The organism is Niveispirillum sp., from assembly GCF_017996735.1.
GTDB lineage: Bacteria > Pseudomonadota > Alphaproteobacteria > Azospirillales > Azospirillaceae > Niveispirillum.
Genome location: NZ_JAGOGJ010000062.1, coordinates 1 through 17,300, shown reverse-complemented (window position 1 = coordinate 17,300; position 17,300 = coordinate 1). Strand labels below are relative to the sequence as shown.

The 17,300-nt window shown below is 67.0% G+C and carries 18 protein-coding genes; 9 read left to right on the top strand and 9 right to left on the bottom strand.

Going from position 1 to position 17,300, the window contains the following annotated elements; all coding sequences use genetic code 11:
* The first annotated feature begins 24 nt into the window (after window positions 1-24).
* Together mobB and glp are read left to right on the top strand one after the other, a co-directional pair.
* A complete protein-coding gene (mobB, locus tag KBA48_RS18675; RefSeq protein ID WP_292909140.1) occupies window positions 25-537 on the top strand; it encodes a molybdopterin-guanine dinucleotide biosynthesis protein B in 513 nt (170 codons plus the stop codon).
* A complete protein-coding gene (gene glp / locus KBA48_RS18670; protein ID WP_292909139.1) occupies window positions 534-1,760 on the top strand; it encodes a gephyrin-like molybdotransferase Glp in 1,227 nt (408 codons plus the stop codon). The genes mobB and glp overlap by 4 nt, the downstream gene beginning before the upstream one ends.
* 25 nt (window positions 1,761-1,785) lie before the next feature.
* Here glp and KBA48_RS18665 read toward each other — a convergent pair whose 3' ends face one another.
* The gene (locus KBA48_RS18665; RefSeq protein ID WP_292909138.1) at window positions 1,786-2,664 is read right to left on the bottom strand and encodes an N-acetylmuramic acid 6-phosphate etherase; all 879 of its coding nucleotides are present in this window, start codon (window positions 2,662-2,664) and stop codon (window positions 1,786-1,788) included.
* A gap of 144 nt (window positions 2,665-2,808) precedes the next feature.
* Between KBA48_RS18665 and KBA48_RS18660 the strand changes: the two genes are divergently transcribed.
* Genes KBA48_RS18660 through KBA48_RS18640 form a run of 5 tightly spaced genes read left to right on the top strand, consistent with a single transcriptional unit; the run spans window position 2,809 to window position 6,977 of the window.
* Window positions 2,809-3,684 (top strand): BadF/BadG/BcrA/BcrD ATPase family protein, encoded by an 876-nt coding sequence (locus KBA48_RS18660; RefSeq protein ID WP_292909136.1) that lies wholly within the window; start codon window positions 2,809-2,811, stop codon window positions 3,682-3,684.
* Window positions 3,681-4,448: a GntR family transcriptional regulator gene (locus KBA48_RS18655; RefSeq protein WP_292909134.1), complete on the top strand. Its 768-nt coding sequence runs from the start codon at window positions 3,681-3,683 to the stop codon at window positions 4,446-4,448. Before KBA48_RS18660 ends, KBA48_RS18655 begins: the two co-directional genes overlap by 4 nt.
* Window positions 4,449-4,466: 18 nt before the next feature.
* Window positions 4,467-5,507 (top strand): SIS domain-containing protein, encoded by a 1,041-nt coding sequence (locus KBA48_RS18650; RefSeq protein ID WP_292909133.1) that lies wholly within the window; start codon window positions 4,467-4,469, stop codon window positions 5,505-5,507.
* Window positions 5,507-6,679 (top strand): N-acetylglucosamine-6-phosphate deacetylase, encoded by a 1,173-nt coding sequence (gene nagA, locus KBA48_RS18645; RefSeq protein ID WP_292909131.1) that lies wholly within the window; start codon window positions 5,507-5,509, stop codon window positions 6,677-6,679. The genes KBA48_RS18650 and nagA overlap by 1 nt, the downstream gene beginning before the upstream one ends.
* Window positions 6,680-6,707: 28 nt before the next feature.
* Entirely contained in the window at window positions 6,708-6,977 is a 270-nt protein-coding gene (locus tag KBA48_RS18640; RefSeq protein ID WP_292909129.1) for a transposase, read from the top strand.
* A 3-nt stretch (window positions 6,978-6,980) separates the two neighbouring features.
* Here KBA48_RS18640 and KBA48_RS18635 read toward each other — a convergent pair whose 3' ends face one another.
* Genes KBA48_RS18635 through KBA48_RS18625 form a run of 3 tightly spaced genes read right to left on the bottom strand, consistent with a single transcriptional unit; the run spans window position 6,981 to window position 9,633 of the window.
* Window positions 6,981-8,189, bottom strand: coding sequence for an EAL domain-containing protein (locus KBA48_RS18635; RefSeq protein WP_292909127.1), 1,209 nt, complete (start codon window positions 8,187-8,189; stop codon window positions 6,981-6,983).
* Between the two features lie 26 nt (window positions 8,190-8,215).
* The gene (locus KBA48_RS18630; RefSeq protein ID WP_292909125.1) at window positions 8,216-9,277 is read right to left on the bottom strand and encodes a quinone-dependent dihydroorotate dehydrogenase; all 1,062 of its coding nucleotides are present in this window, start codon (window positions 9,275-9,277) and stop codon (window positions 8,216-8,218) included.
* The gene (locus tag KBA48_RS18625) at window positions 9,277-9,633 is read right to left on the bottom strand and encodes a DUF952 domain-containing protein (protein ID WP_292909123.1); all 357 of its coding nucleotides are present in this window, start codon (window positions 9,631-9,633) and stop codon (window positions 9,277-9,279) included. The genes KBA48_RS18630 and KBA48_RS18625 overlap by 1 nt, the downstream gene beginning before the upstream one ends.
* Window positions 9,634-9,877: 244 nt before the next feature.
* Between KBA48_RS18625 and KBA48_RS18620 the strand changes: the two genes are divergently transcribed.
* Window positions 9,878-10,099 (top strand): hypothetical protein, encoded by a 222-nt coding sequence (locus KBA48_RS18620; RefSeq protein WP_292909121.1) that lies wholly within the window; start codon window positions 9,878-9,880, stop codon window positions 10,097-10,099.
* Window positions 10,100-10,210: 111 nt separating this feature from the next.
* On the opposite strand, the gene KBA48_RS18615 is transcribed toward KBA48_RS18620, so the two are convergent.
* The 3 genes from KBA48_RS18615 to trpA all read right to left on the bottom strand — a co-directional run bounded on the left by KBA48_RS18615 (window position 10,211) and on the right by trpA (window position 13,621).
* Complete coding sequence (locus KBA48_RS18615; RefSeq protein WP_292909119.1) at window positions 10,211-11,536, bottom strand: folylpolyglutamate synthase/dihydrofolate synthase family protein; 1,326 nt, start codon at window positions 11,534-11,536, stop codon at window positions 10,211-10,213.
* On the bottom strand, window positions 11,533-12,489 hold the full coding sequence (gene accD, locus KBA48_RS18610) for an acetyl-CoA carboxylase, carboxyltransferase subunit beta (protein WP_292909117.1): 957 nt from the start codon (window positions 12,487-12,489) through the stop codon (window positions 11,533-11,535). The genes KBA48_RS18615 and accD overlap by 4 nt, the downstream gene beginning before the upstream one ends.
* Before the next feature lie 283 nt (window positions 12,490-12,772).
* Window positions 12,773-13,621, bottom strand: coding sequence for a tryptophan synthase subunit alpha (trpA, locus tag KBA48_RS18605; RefSeq protein ID WP_292909115.1), 849 nt, complete (start codon window positions 13,619-13,621; stop codon window positions 12,773-12,775).
* 210 nt (window positions 13,622-13,831) lie between these two features.
* Between trpA and KBA48_RS18600 the strand changes: the two genes are divergently transcribed.
* Window positions 13,832-15,895, top strand: a complete 2,064-nt coding sequence (locus tag KBA48_RS18600; protein WP_292909113.1) for an HWE histidine kinase domain-containing protein — start codon at window positions 13,832-13,834, stop codon at window positions 15,893-15,895.
* Between the two features lie 175 nt (window positions 15,896-16,070).
* Here KBA48_RS18600 and ptsN read toward each other — a convergent pair whose 3' ends face one another.
* Both ptsN and raiA read right to left on the bottom strand, forming a co-directional pair.
* Window positions 16,071-16,529 (bottom strand): PTS IIA-like nitrogen regulatory protein PtsN, encoded by a 459-nt coding sequence (gene ptsN, locus KBA48_RS18595; RefSeq protein WP_292909111.1) that lies wholly within the window; start codon window positions 16,527-16,529, stop codon window positions 16,071-16,073.
* Between the two features lie 69 nt (window positions 16,530-16,598).
* Window positions 16,599-17,216, bottom strand: coding sequence for a ribosome-associated translation inhibitor RaiA (raiA, locus tag KBA48_RS18590; protein WP_292909109.1), 618 nt, complete (start codon window positions 17,214-17,216; stop codon window positions 16,599-16,601).
* Window positions 17,217-17,300 lie beyond the last annotated feature (84 nt).

Here is a 17,300-nt window from a genome sequence, read left to right as displayed (position 1 = left end):
CCATGAATGGCAGGGATGGTTCCCATGACGCTTGCCCGTAACGTGTTCGGTCTGGCCGGGTGGAGCGGCAGCGGCAAGACGACCCTGATGGCGCGGCTGATCCCGGCCCTGTCGGCGCGCGGGTTGAGCGTGGCCACCGTCAAGCATGCCCATCACGCCTTCGATATCGACCAGCCCGGCAAGGACAGCTATGTCCACCGTATGGCCGGCGCGCAGGAGGTTTTGGTGGCATCGGCCAACCGCTGGGCCCTGATGCATGAGAACCGGGGCGGGCCGGAACCGACGCTGGCCGAACTGCTGGCCAGGCTGTCGCCCGTCGACCTGATCCTGGTGGAAGGGTTCAAGCGGGATGCCCATCCCAAGCTGGAAGTGCATCGCCCGTCCAACGGCAAGGCCCCGCTCTGGCCCGACGATCCCCGCATCGTGGCCGTGGCCAGCGATATGGCCTTGCCGGATTGCCCGTTGCCGGTGCTGGACCTGAACGATGTCGATGCCATCGCCGACCTGATCCAGCGGATCACCGGGGTTAGCAGATGAGTGGCAGGGATTGTTTCGGAGCCGAACCAAAATTGCTGACGGTGCCGGCGGCCCTGGACCTGATTGCCGACCGTTTCAATATCGTTGCGGAAGTGGAATGGGTTGCATTGTCGGGTGCCTTGGACCGGGTGCTGGCGGCGGATATCGTCAGCCCCATGGACCTGCCGCCCTTCGACAACAGTGCCATGGATGGCTATGCCGTGCGTGCCACGGATCTGGGGCGCGCGCTGCCCGTGGCGGGAACCCTGTTTGCCGGTGATGCGCCTGCCGCCGCCCCGCCGCCGGGTACAGCGCTGCGCATCTTCACGGGCGCGCCCTTGCCGGCCGGGCTGGACCTTGTGGTGATGCAGGAGGAGGCGGTGAGGGAGGGCGACTATGTCCGCCTGCCCGCCGGCCTGCGGCCCGGCAGCAACCTGCGCCGCAAGGGAGAGGATGTGGCGGCGGGGCAGGTGGCCCTTCCCGCCGGACGCCGTCTGCGGCCCCAGGATATCGGCCTGGCGGCGGCGATGGGTGTGGATCGGCTGTCCGTGCGCCGGCCGCTGCGCGTCGCCCTGTTCTCCACCGGTGACGAGTTGACGGAACCGGGCGGTGCCCTGGCGCCCGGCGGCATCTATGACAGCAATCGCGCCCTGCTGCGGGGGTTGCTGGCGCGGCTGGGCTGTGTCGTGACCGACCTGGGCATTCTGGCGGATGATGAAGGCATGATCCGCGCGGCACTGGCCAATGCTGCCGGCGGTCACGATCTTGTCCTGACCTCGGGTGGTGTGTCGGCGGGGGAGGCGGACCATGTGAAGGCGGCGATCATGGCGCTGGGCGGGCTGGACCTGTGGAAACTGGCGCTGAAGCCCGGCAAGCCGCTGGCGCTGGGCCATGTCGGCGATGCCACCTTTGCCGGCCTGCCCGGTAATCCCGTGGCCATGCTGGTCAGTTTCCTGATGCTGGTGCGGCCGCTGATCCGGCGCCTGTCGGGAGAGGTCCCGGCGCCGCTGCCGCTGCTCACGGCGCCCGCCGGCTTCGCCCACGCCAAGAAGGCAGGGCGACGCGAATATCTGCGTGTCAGCATCGGTCCCGACGGGGTGGCCATGGCCGACCCGGACGATGGTGCCGCCATGCTGGGGCGCCTCAGCCAAGCGGATGCCCTGGCCGAACTGGCAGAAGAGGTGACCCACGTCCGGCCGGGCGATGCGCTGCGCATCCTGCCGCTGGGCATGCTGGGGGCTTAGGGTGATGCAGGGCATCACCCCCTTGCTATTCCAATGCCCGGCGCAGATTGTCACCCGCCGCCGCCAGCGCCGCCCGCGCCGCATCGGGCGACAGGCCGCGCAGCACGACCAGGGCCGCCGGCTTCAAGGCGCCGTCGCAATCGGCAAGCGCCTGTGCCGCCGCCCCGGTATCCGCCCCCGTAATCTGACGCAGGATGTCCAGCGCGCGGGCCTGCAGCTTCACATTATTGACCTGAAGATTGACCATCAGGTTCCCGTACACTCCGCCCAACCGCACCATCAGGGCGGTTGAGAACAGGTTCAGCAGCAGTTTCTGCGCCGTCCCGGCCGCCAGCCGGGTGGAGCCGGCGATCACCTCCTCCCCGCTATCGACAAACAGGGGATGTTCGGCGGCCAGCAGCAGGGGGGAAGCCTCATTGCTGGCGATGCCGATGGTCAGGGCCCCCGCCGCCCGCGCCACATCCAGGGCGCCGACGGTGAAGGCGCTGCGCCCGCTGGCCGAGACGCCGATGACGATATCGGCGGGGCCGGGGGAAAGCGCGCGGACGCGGTCAGCCCCGGCATCACCCGCATCTTCCACCGACCCGTCAAACCCAAGGCGCAGGTCGCCAATGCCGGCCAGGACCAGTTCCACCCGCGTCAGGGGGAAGCTGAACGTGCCGGGCAGTTCCAGCCCGTCCAGGGCCGCCAGCACCGCCGACGACCCCGCGCCGACATAGATCAGCCGGCCTTGGTCCCCGATTCGCGCCGCCGCGTCATCCACGGCCCGGCCGAGCGCCGGCAGGGTGGCCAGACAGGCTGACACGGCCCGCGCCTGCCCGCCCCACAGCGCCTCCAGAATGTCGGGCGTGGACCATTGATCCAGCCCCTGGAACCGTTGGCCCACCTTCTCCGTCGCGGACATATCCTGTCTCTGGTCTTGTTCAAATGAGGTCACGACCATACCAGATGAACTTTTAATCGCCAAGTCAGGCTTGGGATATTGCCATCTGGTATTTATCTGGTATCGTACCTGTCGGTGATTGGATAGAGACCAAGAGACGCCTTCATGACCTCTCCTTTGTTCCTGGGCATCGATGGTGGCGGCACGCGGTGCCGGGCGCGGCTGGCCGATGCGGGCGGGCGCACGCTGGGCGAGGGTGTGGGCGGGGCCGCCAATATTCGCCTGGGCCTGGATGTCGCCTGGAATGCGATCATGCAGGCGGTGGATGCGGCCCTGGCGCAGGCGGGGCTGGGGCGGGAGGTTCTATCCCGCACCGCCATTGGTCTGGGTCTGGCCGGCATCACCAATGCGGCCGATCAGCAGCGGGTGGCCGGTAGCGCGCCGGTGGCGTTCGCCAGCATCCTGTCCGACACCGACGCCTATACCGCCTGCCTGGGCGCTCATGCCGGGGCGGATGGTGCCATCCTGATTTCCGGCACGGGCAGTGCGGCACAGATCATCATCAACGGTGTGGGCCAGGGCATCGGCGGCTGGGGGTTCGAGGTATCGGACCTGGGCTCCGGGGCGTCCATGGGACGTGAGGCGGTGCGCGCCGCCCTGCTGGCCCATGACGGGATGGGACCGCAGACCGATTTGACCCGGGCCGTGATGGCGGCGCTGGGCGGTGATCCGCCGGCCATCGTCGCCTGGGTCGGCCCCGCCCGGCCGGGGGATTACGGGACCTTGGCCCCGCTGGTGCTGGAGCATGCGTGCAAGGGCGATCCGGTGGCCGGGCGGCTGGTGCGGGAACAGGCCGATTATCTGGTCATGCATATCCGCCGCCTGCTGGAACTGGGCGCGCCCGCCATCTGTCTGATGGGCGGGCTGGGGCCGGTGCTGCTGGACTGGATGCCGCCCTGGGTGCGCGGTGTTCTGACCGAACCGAAGGGCGATGCCATGGCGGGCGGGGTGCTGCTGGCCATGCGGGCGGGTGCCGCATGAGTATGACCGAACCCCTGTTCGATGGCACGGCCCTGTCCGCCGACAGCCCCCTGCCGCTTTATATGCAGTTGGCCCGCCATCTGCGCCGCCTGATCACGGACGGGACGCTGGCGGCGGAGGATGCGCTGCCCGCCGAACGCGATCTGGCCGAAGGGTTTGCCGTCTCGCGCGTGACGGTGCGCAAGGCGGTGCAGGCCCTGGTCGATGAAGGGCTGCTGCATCAGCGCCCGCGCGCCGGCACCTTTGTGGCCAAGGCCCCGCATGTGGAACAGCCCTTGTCGGCCCTGACCGGCTTTTCGGAGGACATGCGGTCGCGCGGGCTGGAGCCCTCGTCGCGCTGGCTGTCGCGTACGGTGGCCCCGGCCAGCCCGGAAGAGGCGATGGTGCTGGGTCTGGCGCTGGGGGAGAAGGTCAGCCGGCTCTGGCGCCTGCGTCTGGCCGATGAGGCGCCGATGGCCATCGAGCTGTCGGTGGTGCCGGCCCGTATCCTGCCCGATCCGCTGCTCGTCACCGGCTCCCTGTACGATGTGCTGCGCGGGTTGGGATATCCGCCGCACCGCGCGTTGCAGCGCCTGTCCGCCGGTCTGCTGAATGCCGATCAGGCGGGCATCCTGCAGGTGCCGGAAGCCACGCCGGCCCTGTTCATCGAACGCCGCAGCTTCCTGGAAAATGGCCGCCCGCTGGAATTCGTGCGCAGCCAGTACCGGGGCGATGCCTACGACTTCATCGTGGAGCTGAACCTGACCGCTCCGCCCAACCCGTGATGTCTTGAGATCCGATCCATGAGCAAGCCCGACAGCACCAGCACCAAGATGGCCGTGGAAGCGGCGGAAAGTGCATCCGCCATCCAGCGCCAGATCGACCGCTGTGGCCCCACTTTCGCGGCCCTGGGTGCCAGGCTGCGCGACCTGAACCCCGCGCTGGTGGTCACCTGCGCGCGCGGCAGTTCCGACCATGCCGCCACCTATGGCAAGTACCTGATCGAAACGCATCTGGGCCTGCCCGTCGCGTCGGTCGGCCCGTCGGTCGTGTCGCTGTACAATACCGATCTGAAGGTCGATGGCGCCCTGTTCGTGGCGGTATCGCAGAGCGGGCGCAGCCCCGACCTGCTGCGCCTGGCGGCGGCTGCCAAGAAGGGTGGGGCCTATGTCGTGGCCCTGGTGAATGACGAGACGTCGCCGCTGGCGGAAGCGGCCGACCTGTTCATCCCGCTTTGTGCCGGGCCGGAAATCAGTGTCGCCGCCACCAAATCCTATCTGACGGCGTGCGCTGCCTTCCTGTCCATGGTGGCGGAATGGAAGGATGATGATGCCCTGCGCCGGACTGCGGCCCAGGCCCCGGCGGCGCTGTCGGCGGCGGCGGAACTGGACTGGACGCCGGCCCTGCTGAACCTGACGGACAAGACGGGGCTTTACATCATCGGCCGTGGCGTGGGCACGGGCGCTATCATGGAGATGGCCTTGAAATGCAAGGAGACCTGCCGCCTGCATGCCGAGGCGTTCAGTGCGGCGGAGGTCATCCATGGGCCGCTGGCCCTGGTCGGCCCCGATTTCCCCGTGCTGGCCATCAACCAGAATGATGCCACGGCTGAGGCGACGCGGGCGGCGATTGCCCGCTGCGTCGATCTGGGGGCGCCGGTGTTCAGCAGCGATGACAGCGTGAAGGGCGTGATCCCCCTGCCGTCGGTGCCGGCGCTGGCCCCGGAACTGGCGCCGCTGGCGGCGGTGCAGAGCTTCTACATGGCCATCCATACGGTATCACAGCGCCGGGGCCTGAACCCTGACGTGCCCGCCAACCTGCGCAAGGTGACGGAGACAGTGTGATGACAGGCACCCTGCTGACCGGCGCGCGGGTCTTTACCGGCACCCGCACCATCGATGCCGATATCCTGATCCAGGGGGAAAGGGTGGCGGCGGTCCTGCCGCCCGGTTCCACGGCGCCCGCCGGGGTGGCCGTGCGGTGTCTCTCGCCCGACATGCTGCTGGCCCCCGGTTTCATCGATACACAGGTCAATGGCGGCGGCGGGGTGCTGTTCAACGACATGCCGACGCGCGAGGCGGCGCTGGCCATCGCGCGTGCCCATCGCCGGTTTGGTACCACGGCCCTGTTGCCCACCTTCATCACCGATGCGGTGGAGGGCATGCAGGCGGCCGCCCTGGCGGCGGCTGCGGCCAGTGCCATCACCGGGTCCGGCGTCATCGGTGTGCATCTGGAAGGCCCGTTCCTGACCCCGGAACGGCGCGGGGTCCATAATCTGGACCATGTGCGCCCGGCCAGCGAGGCGGATCTGGATTTCCTGGAAGGGCTGCCCGATCGGTTTGGCGCGCATGATGCCCGCGTGCTGCTGTCGCTGGCGCCCGACCGGGTGGCACCGGCGGAGATTGCGCGGCTGGTGGCGGCGGGCGTGATCGTGGCGGGCGCCCATTCGGCGGCCAGCTATGCCCAGACCATGGCGGCGGTGGATGCCGGCCTGACCGGCTTCACCCATCTGTTCAACGCCATGCCGCCGCTGGCCAACCGCGAACCGGGCATTGCCGGGGCGGCGCTTTCAGCCCGTGATACCGTCTGCGGCATCATTGCCGACGGGGTGCATGTGCATTCCGCCATGCTGCGCCTGGCGCTGGCGGCCAAGGGGCCGGGCGGGTTGATGCTGGTCACTGACGCCATGCCGCCGACGGGCACCGATGCGACCAGTTTCCAGCTTTATGGCCAGACCATCCACCGCCGCGACGGGCGGCTGGTTACCGATGACGGCACCCTGGCCGGGGCCGATATCGACATGGCGCAGGCCGTGCGCAACGTCATCACCCTGATGGGCGTGGATGTGGAGGAGGCGCTGCGCATGGCCAGCCTCTATCCCGCGCGCTTCCTGCATCTGGATCAGCGTCTGGGCCGCATCCAGGCGGGGTGGCAGGCCGATCTTGTGCTGCTGGACAGTGCCTTGACGGTTACAGGCACCTGGGTCGCCGGGCAGTGGCGGGATGCCGGGGATTGATTTCAACCACCGACTAGGGAGCAGAGGCATGTTGAAGCGTCGTTACACCCCCGAAGAGGTGCAGCAGAAGCTGGCCCTGGCCGATGCGCTGCTGAATGAAGGCTATAAGATCGTGGATATCGCCCGCGAGCTGGGCGTGACCCGCGTCACCTATTACCGCTGGCGCCAGGATCAGACGGGGGAAAAGCCGGCCATGGTCCGCCGCCTGGAACAGCTGGAGCGGGAGAATGCCGACCTGCGCCGCCGGCTGGCCGACCTGTTGCGTGCCGGATATCGGACAGAGGCCGCGGCCGCCTGACCTTTATCCCCCCGCCTGCTTCTTGGCCAGCCTCGGCTCGCCGAACAGATAGCCCTGGCCGAAATCGATATAGAGGTCCAGCAGTTCCAAAAGCTGGGCCTCCGTCTCGACCTTTTCCACGATCAGGTCGATATTGTTGCGGTCCAGTTGCTGGCGCAGTTCGCGCACGGCACGCGGATCGGCGAAACGGCCGTCCGGGTCCAGCAGGCGGGCGGCGTCCAGCTTCACAAAGCGGATTTCATGCCGCGCCAGCTCGTTCCAGTCCAGATCCAGGCTGTAGACCTGATCCATGGAGAAATGGAAGCCCAGGCGCCGCAGCCCATCCAGGAAGCTGGTGGCGAACAGCCCGCCGCGCATCAGGTCGTCCTGGGACAGTTCGAATACCAGCTTGGCCGCCAGATTGGGGTTCTGTCCCATATAGGTGACGAATTCCCGCATGAAGGCGGCATCGTTCAGCGTGGCGGCGGAGATGTTGCAGAAGAAGCCGACATTCTGGTGCCGCTTCTCCGTCTCGCGCAGCAACTGGATACAGCGGAACAGCAACAGATTGTCGATGGTGGCGATCAGGCCGGCATCGGCCGCCACGCCCAGATATTGTTCGGGCAGCATGTAACGCGGCTTCCCGTCGCCATCCTGGCCCGCCCGGATACGGGAAAACAGTTCGTAATAGCGGTGCTTGCGCTGCGGCAGACTGACAACCGGCTGTAAGAAGATGTCCACCTGATCGGTGCGCAGCGCCGCCCGCACATGGTCCAGGATGGCGCCGGTATCGGTTGGCACGGGCTGTGCCGTCAGGGGGCGCGGTGCGAACAGGGGGCCGGCATCAGGACCGCCCACCACCGGCGCCACCCGCCCCGCCGGCGCCGGCAGCCGGTCGGCCAGCCGTTCCAGCACGCGTGCCTCCGACAGGACGGCCGCCACCTCTGACGGGTCGGCGGCCACGGCGCCGGAATGGCCGCGCAGCGCGTCCAGTTCCAGGCGCATCTCTTCCACCCCGGCTTCCAGTTCCCAGATACGGGCCTCCAGCCGGCCGCGTTCATCCTGGCGGGACCAGAATTCATGCAGCAATCCGCCGAAGGTCAGGATCGCCAGCCCGAACAGCAGGGCCGTGTGCCCGCCCATGCCGCCCACCGACAAAGGCAGGGTCAGCGCCACGACCAGGGCCAGGGCGACATAGACAGCGGCGAACACCAGATGGCGGAACCAATGCATGCGCGACCCTTTTTCCCGACCCTGTTTCAGCCCTTGCGGTGGGCGGTCCCGACCGCATCGGCCACATGGGCATAGCCGTCATCGGCCAGCCTCTGCGCCAGTTCCGCCTTGATCCGCCCGACCAGCCCCGGACCCTGATAGGCCAGTGCGGAATAAAGCTGCACCAGGCTGGCCCCGGCGCGGATCTTGGCATAGGCATCGGCGCCCGACGACACGCCCCCCACGCCGACCAGCGGCAGCCGGCCCCCCAGCAGTTGATAGAATTCGCCCAGCACCTTGGTGGATGGCTCCAGCAGCGGCCGGCCCGACAGGCCCCCCGCTTCTGCCGCCAGGACGGGCGGGATGGCGGCGGGACGGGCCAGCGTGGTGTTGGACACGATCAGCCCGTCGATGCCGCTGTCCAGCACGACGGCGGCGATATCGGCCTTGTCCTCGTCCGTCAGGTCGGGGGCCACCTTCAACAGCAGGGGCGGCTTCACTCCCGTCTCCGCCCGCGCCGCCAGACATTGGCCCAGAAGGTCGGCCAGCGCGTCGCGCGATTGCAGCGTGCGCAGGCCCGGCGTGTTGGGCGACGAGACATTGACCACCAGATACCGGGCCAGATGTGCCACGCGGCGGATACAGGCCGTATAGTCGCTGGCCGCGTCCACCGAATCCTTGTTCTTGCCGACATTGGCCCCGACGATGCCGGGGCGGTTGGCCCGCGCCTGCAGCCGGGTGGCATAGGCGTCCAGACCCTGGTTGTTGAAGCCGAAGCGATTGATCACCGCCTGGGCCGTGGGCACGCGGAACAGGCGCGGCTTGGGGTTGCCATCCTGCGGGCGCGGCGTGACCGTCCCGCATTCGACAAAGCCGAATCCCAGCTTCAGCATGGCGTCCGGCACCTCGGCATTCTTGTCGAAGCCGGCTGCCAGACCGATGGGATTGGGGAAATCCAGCCCGAAGACACGCGTGGCCAGGCTTTCCGGATCGCGCCGTGATCCGCCCGGCACCAGCCCCGTCTTCAGCGCCGAAATGGTCAGGTTGTGCGCCTGCTCGGCATCCATGGCCATCAGGAAGGGGCGGGCCAGCGGGTAGAGATCGACCATCACGCCCCCTCCGCCACATGGGCCGGCATCACATGCAGCCCGTCATCCCCCAGCGGCAGCGGGTCGACCCGGATGACGGCATCGGCCAGCAATGGTCCATACAGATGCGGGAACAACTGTCCCCCCCGTGACGCTTCCCATTTCAGCGCCGCGCCACAGGCCTCTGGATCGACGGTCAGCAGCAGCAGGCCCGTCTGGCCCGTGCGGTGCCTGGCGGCGCTTTCCGGCAATTGTGTGCCGGTGGAAAAATGGATGAAGCCGTCGGCCCGGTCCTGGGAGGAACCATCATAACGACCGGCGGCCTGGGCCGCCTGCCACTCGTCGGCGCGGCACATATGGAAGATGGGGGATGCCATGGTCTTCGTTCAAAAGACAAAAGGAAGGACGCCACCCTAATCCGAAAGCCCCGTAACCGCCAGCGTGGCATGTGCAAGTAGCGCGCGAATAGATGAGAATGATTACCAACAGCATGGCGATCAACAAAACTATACGTCTGCACAGTAGAGTGGCTCGGGAACATAGGCCTATAGTCAATCATCCACAGGGCGGATCGGTGTTGCGACCACCGGCCCGGCCGATCAGGGATCAGGAGCAACCGCCATGAAGGACGTGGCCCACATGTTCACCAACGTCAACGAAGCCATGCTGAGCGAGCGGATGCGTTTCGCTTTGAATGAGGTGGAACAGATGGGAATCCGTGGTCTGACGGCTGTTCCCGTGAAGCCGACACAAGAGATGCTGACGGCCGGCGCCCGCGCCGGTAGCATCAGTATCGAGGCTGTGATGGCTGTTTACACTGCCATGTTGCGCGCCGCCGATTGATTTCCCGGTACGCAATCTGGTCTTCACTTCCGCTTTTGCATCTTTTTCTGTTCCCAGAGGAAACTTGATGCCGTCCCTTTATCTCCGTGAAGGGACGGCATTTTCTTGTGCTCAGCTATTGGCGGCCAGCACGGTTCCCGCCAGATAGAGCGAGCCGCAGATCAGAAGGCGGGCCGGCGCTTCTTCCCGTCCCAGCGCCGCCAGTTCCACAACCGCACCCGCCACATCCACGGCCGACCCGGCCGCCATCCCCGCTTCCCGCGCGAAAGTGGCGGCATCTTCTGCCGTGACGCTGTTGGGCTCGCCCGGTATGGCCACGGCCCGCAGCCGCCGCACGTAAGGGGCCAGCGGCTTCAGGAAATCCAGCGGGCGCTTCGATCCCAGCATGCCGAACACCAGATCCAGCGGCCGGCCATCCGCACCCCAGGCGGCCAGTTGCCGGGCCAGCACCTCTCCGGCGCTGTCATTATGTCCGCCATCCAGGAACAGATCCCAGCCCGGCGGCAACAGATCGGCCAGCGGCCCGCGCGTCAGGCGCTGCAACCGTGCCGGCCATTCAACGCCGGCCAGCCCCCGGCGGATCGCGTCTTCCCCGATGCTGAACGGAAGATAGGCCGTGGCGGCGATGGCCAGCCCGGCATTATCCACCTGATGCACCCCCATCAGGCCGGGTGGCGGCAGGTCCAGGTGGCGCGTCGCGTCCTGGAACCGGAACCCCGTATCGGTGGCGGCCACCGACCAGTCGCTCCCATGCAGCGACAAGGGCGCGCCCAGCGCCGCCGCGCGGTCGGCAAAGACCTGTTCCACCAACGGATCGGCCTGACGCCCCGCGACGGCGGGATGGCCGGCCTTCACGATGCCCGCCTTCTCGCCTGCGATATCGGCCAGGGTCGGCCCCAGGAACTGCGTATGGTCGAGAGAGATGCGGGTCAGCAGGCTGACCACCGGCGCGTCGATGACATTGGTGGCATCCAGTCGCCCGCCCAAACCCACCTCCAGGATCAGGAGATCGGCCGGCACGCGGGAAAAGGCCAGGAAGGCGGCGGCCGTCGTCACCTCGAAAAAGGTGATGGCATCGCCGGCATTGGCCCGCTCCACCTCCTCCAGGATATCCGCCAGATCATCATCGCCGATCAGATCGCCGGCCAGCCGGATACGCTCGTTGAAACGCACCAGATGCGGGGAGGTATAGACATGCACCCGATATCCCGCCGCTTCCGCAAAGGCGCGCAGGAAGGCGACGGTGCTGCCCTTGCCATTGGTTCCCGCGACATGCACCGTGGGCGGCAGCCGGCGCTCCGGATGGTCCAGGCGCGCCAGCAGCCGTTCGATACGGCCCAGCGACAGATCGATGACCACCGGATGCAGTTGCCGCATCCGTTCCAGCGCCGCCTCCAGCCGGGGGGAGGCGGGCACCAGCGGTGCCGCCTTGATCATTGGTAGCCGGCACCGCCCTGGATGGCGCTGACCGTCGGGCCACCGCCCTTGCGACCGGCCGGCCGGTCGCCGCTGCCCCGGCCGATCTTCACGATATCGGCGCTGGGACCGGGGCGGCGCAGCAGGTCGATGATGCGGCCCAGCGTCTCGCGCAGTTGCTTGCGGTGGACCACCATGTCGACCATGCCATGGTCGCGCAGATATTCCGACCGCTGGAACCCCTCGGGCAGGGTCTCGCGGATCGTGCTTTCAATGACGCGGGCACCGGCAAAGCCGATCTGCGCCCCCGGCTCGGCGATATGGATATCACCCAGCATGGCGAAGCTGGCCGTGACACCGCCCGTGGTGGGGTCGGTCAGCAGCACGATATAGGGCAGGCCGGCTTCCTTCACCATCTCCACGGCGATGACGGTGCGCGGCATCTGCATCAGCGACAGGATCGCCTCCTGCATGCGTGCCCCGCCCGATGCCGGGATGGCGATCAGCGGTACCTGTTGCAGCACGGCCAGGCGCGCAGCGGCCAGCAGCCCCTCGCCCACGGCCATGCCCATGGACCCGCCCATGAAGTTGAAGTCGAAGGCGGCGACCACGGTGCCCTGGCCGTTGATCTTGCCGTGGGCGACCACGATGGCGTCCTGACGCCCCGTCTTGGTCTGCGCTTCCTTCAGGCGGTCGGTATAACGCTTCTGGTCGCGGAACTTCAGCGGATCGACCACGACCTTGGGCAGTTCGATCAACTGATAGCCCGGGTCCAGCAGCGTCTTCAGCCGGCGCACCGGGTCCAGGCGCATATGGTGGCCGCAATGCTGGCAGACATGCAGTTGCTCCTCCAGGTCACGATGGAACAGCATCGCACCGCAGGACGGGCACTTGTGCCAGAGATTGTCCGGGACCTCCTTCTTGGAGACGAGGGCCTGGATCTTGGGTTTGACGAAATTGGTCAGCCAGTTCATCGGGTACCTTCAAGGCGGGAGAGTATCCCGCTGAGTATGGTCGCGACCACCTTCACGTTGGGCTTCGTCTCCTCGAGACTGCCGTGAGCAATGGCGTTGCGATCCTCATATAGCTCTCTGACAGTTGCGTAATCCGGGGACCCCTTGTCCGTCAACAGTGCCAATCGACGGAGGAAGTCCATAGCGTTGGTAATGTGCCACTGTGCACGACCAAGCGCGCCAAGATCGGCAATGGTGTAAATCCGACGGGGAGTCCAAAACCCGACCTGCCCGTCCCTGCAGCTTATCCCCGGGCGGAGCGCACGCCCTGGGCCAGCGCCCGCACGAAGTCTAGCACATTGTCGACCAGCCCGGCAGCGGGCTTGCCGTCGGCGTCCAGGTTGGCCTCGATCTGGCGGACGATGGCGCTGCCCACCACGGCGGCGTCGGCGACGCGGGCCACGGCGGCGGCCTGTTCGGGGGTGTTGATGCCGAAACCGACGGCCAGCGGCAGGTCGGTATGGCGGCGCAGGCGGGCCACCGCCTCGTCAATGGCGGCGTTGCTGGCGCTGCCGGCCCCGGTGATGCCGGTGACGGAGACGTAGTAGACGAAGCCCGATGTATTGGCCAGCACGGCCGGCAGACGGGCATCATCGGTGGTCGGCGTCGTCAGACGGATGAAGCTGACGCCGGCCTTCAGCGCCGGCACGCACAGTTCATCATCCTCCTCCGGCGGCAGATCGACGACGATCAGGCCATCAATGCCCGCCTTGCCGGCATCGGCCAGGAACCGTTCCACACCATAGGAATAGATGGGGTTGTAGTAGCCCATCAGCACCAGCGGCGTCTCGTTATCCTGCTGGCGGAAGGCCCGCACCAGATCCAGCGTCCTGGTCATGCGCGCGCCATTGGTCAGCGCCCGCAGGCCGGCGGCCTGGATGGCGGGGCCGTCGGCCATGGGATCGGTGAAGGGCATGCCCAGTTCGATCACGTCGGCACCGGCGCCGGGCAGGCCCTTCAGCAGGGCAAGGCTGGTTTCGTGGTCCGGGTCACCCGCCGTGACGAAGGTGACGAGACCGCCACGCCCCTCCTGCTTCAGGGCGGCGAAACGGCGGTCGATGCGGGTGGCGGTCTGGATCGGGGCGCTGGTCATGCGAGAGGTTTCCAAACTGCTTTTCTGATAAAGGCGGCGCACAATAGCCCCCGTGAAAGCCCGAAACAACGCCACTTTACGCGCGTCCGACCGGCGCAGGCGGGGGCACCTATGCGCTTTGTCATAGGTCGTCCTCTACCGATGAAACAGCTTTCCGGAAACCTTTATCGCGCGTATCTGCTATAGCTCACGCGAAGCGAGGTCGGCAATTTGCAGGATGTCTTCGACCAGCCGACGGCCCCATCGGGCTCGACACCCCGGCCCGCCAACCCGTCCCGCGCCGTCGTCTGGCTGGCGCTGACGGCTTTGCTTGTGGCGCTTGCGTTGTTCGGGGCCGAACTGCTGCTGGGCCGTGCCCGGGTCATGGACCGCGCGACGGCGGATACACGCGCGCAGGCCGACCAGTTGGCCGAACATGCCGCCCGCCTCATGGGTGCCCATGCCCTGATCCTGCGCAACACCGAATGGCTGGTCCGCAGCCAGGGGTGGGATGCCGTTGCGGGCACCCCGCGATTGTTCGAATGGCTGCGCGATCTGGCCGGTGAGGCGCCGGAGGTCCAGTCCTACTGGCTTGTGGATGCGACGGGCCGGGTACGGGTCAGCACCCTGCGCTGGCCGGTTCCCGAACTGAACGTGGCCGATCGCGACTATTTCCTGCCGCATGAGGAGGGGGTGGTCGGGCCCCATGTCAGTTCCCGGCTGTCAGGCCGTCTCAACCCGGAAGTGTTCTTTGCCCTGTCGCGCCGGATCGAGGGGCATGACGGTGCCTTCCTGGGGGTGGTTCAGGTCTCGCTGCGGCCCGCCTATTTCGAATCCTTTTATGCCAGCATCACGGCGCATCCCGATGCAGAGGTGATGATGGTCCGGGACGATGGCGAAGTGCTGGCCCGCCATCCCACCCCGGTGGAGCCGGGCACGGCGCTGGGCAGCGTGGCCGATCTGATCGACGGGCGCGATCCCGCGACGGGCCTGCTGACCGCCGTCTCCCCCTTCGACGGGCAGGAGCGGCTTTACGCCGTGGCCGATGTCGACCGGGTGCCCGTCCGGATCGTCTATGGTGTTTCCACAGCGGGTTTGCAGGCGGACTGGGGCTGGGCCGCGCTGGGACATTTCAGCTTCGCCATCGTCGCCACCCTGCTGCTGCTGCCCCTGGCCATCATCGCCCTGCGCCAGACCCGGCAGGCGGAGGTGGCGCAGGGCCAGTTGCGCAGTTCCAATGTGGCCCTGGAAGCCCGTGTCCGTGAACGCACGGCACACCTGGACATCGCGCTGGAGGATCTGCGCCGCAGCGAAGAAAGGTTGAGCCGGCTGGTCAATACGGCGCCGGTGGCCATCATGGAGATCGGTCCCGACGGACGCTTCACCGACGTGAATGCCGCGGCGGAGCATATTCTGGGCCTGTCGCGCGCCTCCATCATCGGGGTCCGCCATGACGCGGCCCTGTGGCAGGCGACAAGCCTGGATGGGCGGTCCCTGTCCAGCGTCGATTTTCCCACCGCCCGGGCCCTGGCCGGCGAAGAAGTGCGCGACGGGGAATATGCCCTGCGGGACCCCAAGACGGGCGCCCGACAGATCCTGTCCGTCAATGCCGTGCCGATCCGCGATGAAACCGGACGTATCATCGGCTGTACCGCCACCGCCATGGATGTGACGGGCCGGTACGAGGCGGAGGACCGGCAGAGATTGTTGATGCGGGAGGTCGATCACCGGGCCAAGAACGCCCTGGCCGTGGCCCAGGCCGTGGTGCGGCTGAGCCGCGCCGACAGTATCGAGGCCTTCACCAACGCCGTGGAAGGGCGCATCTCCTCCCTGGCCCGATCGCACAGCCTGTTGGCGCAGGCCGCCTGGTCCGGTGCCGATCTGGAACGGCTGATTCAGGACGAGGTGCAGGCCTTTGCCTCCGATGCCGTGCAATTGACCCTGCGCGGCCCCCGTGTCCGTCTGGGGGCCGACATGGTGCAATCGCTGGGGCTGGTCTTCCACGAACTGGCCACCAATGCCGCCAAGCATGGCGGCCTGTCGCTGCCGGAGGGCAGGGTCACGGTCGACTGGTCCATCCGGCGTGGGACCCTGGACCTGTCCTGGACAGAAACCGACGGGCCGCCTATATCGGGTCCGCCCACGCGGCAGGGGTTCGGCTCCACCTTGCTGGGTCAGGTGCTGCGCCACCAACTGGGCGGCAAGATCGACATGGAATGGGCCGAATCCGGCTTGCGCTGCCACATCACCCTGCCGCTTGGCCCGCAGGGTTACAGCGATGGTCAGGGGCGATAGGGTTCCGGGTCTGCCATGGATTCCCGATGGGGTGCCGTCATGCGCCTGTCGGCGGGCCCGGATACAAAGGTCGGGACGCCTTGATCCGGGTGGGTAGCGTAAGGGGAAACCCGAAACAAAAAGCCGGCGTCCCGTTTCCAGGACACCGGCTTTTCCTTGTACGCCCCGCGCCTGTTCAGGCGGCGTTGACCTGTTCGGTCTGGGCCAGCAGCGCGAACAGGGCATCGCCCGATTCCGCGCCGCGCAACTTGTCACACAGCACCGGGTCCCGGAGCGCCCGTGACACACGCGCCAGGGCCTTCAGGTGGTCGGCACCGGCCCCTTCCGGGGCCAGCAGCATGCAGATCAGGTCCACTGGCTGCTCGTCGATCGCCTCGAAATCGACCGGCTTTTCCAGCCGGGCGAAGATGGCCATGACACCGGGAAGGGCCGGCAGCTTGCCATGCGGGATACCGATGCCGCGCCCCACGCCTGTGGTGCCCAGACGCTCGCGCTCCACCAGCACGTCGAAAATTGCCCTTTCGTGCTGGCCGGTCAGATCGGCCGCCTTCTTGGCCAGTTCCTGAAGGACCTGCTTTTTGGAGCCGGCCTTCAGGTTCGGGAGGATCGCCTCCGGCGTCAAAAGATCATTCATCGCTGCCGAAGGTGTCTGGAAGGAAGGGGATACGGAACGCAGGGATACAGCCATGGGGTACGCATCACCTTACTGTTTCACCGACCCTGCCGCCCCGGCAGGGTCCACCCAGCCGATGTTTCCATCGGGCCGGCGATAGATCATGTTCAGGCCGCCATGGGCGCGATTCCGGAACATCAAGGCCGGCAAATCCGCAAGGTCCATACGCATCACAGCCTCGCTGACCGTCAGCATTTCGATGGAGGTCTCCATCTCCGCGACGACCACGCCATGATGCCCGTTCCCCTCCGGTGCCGGTGCTTCATCCGCCGCATAATCGTCGGAATCGACCTCGGCTTCAAGGATGTACTTGCGGGCGGCCTGAACGGGAAGCTGACTGAGTGTCGTCCGTTCATGATGATCCTTCAGGCGGCGCTTGTAGCGGCGCAGACGTTTGGCCACGCGGTCGGCGGCCTCGTCGAAGGCGGGATAGGGTTCCGTGGCTTCGGCGTTCGACTGCAACAGAATCCCACGGCCGACATGAACCTGGATATCGGCCTTGTAGAGATGCGCATCCTTGGACAGGATGACGGTCGCCTCCATGGGGTTGCCGAAATATTTTCCGACCATCGACGCCAGCTGATCCTTCACATGGGTCCGCAGAGCATCGCCCACATCCAGTTGCTTGCCTTTGACGGTAACTTGCATATTCGACCTGTCGTTTCAGGGCGCATGGCCAGACCCGAAGGAACCGTGATCCAGGAACCGGCATCCAGACCGGGAGTCCCAGGA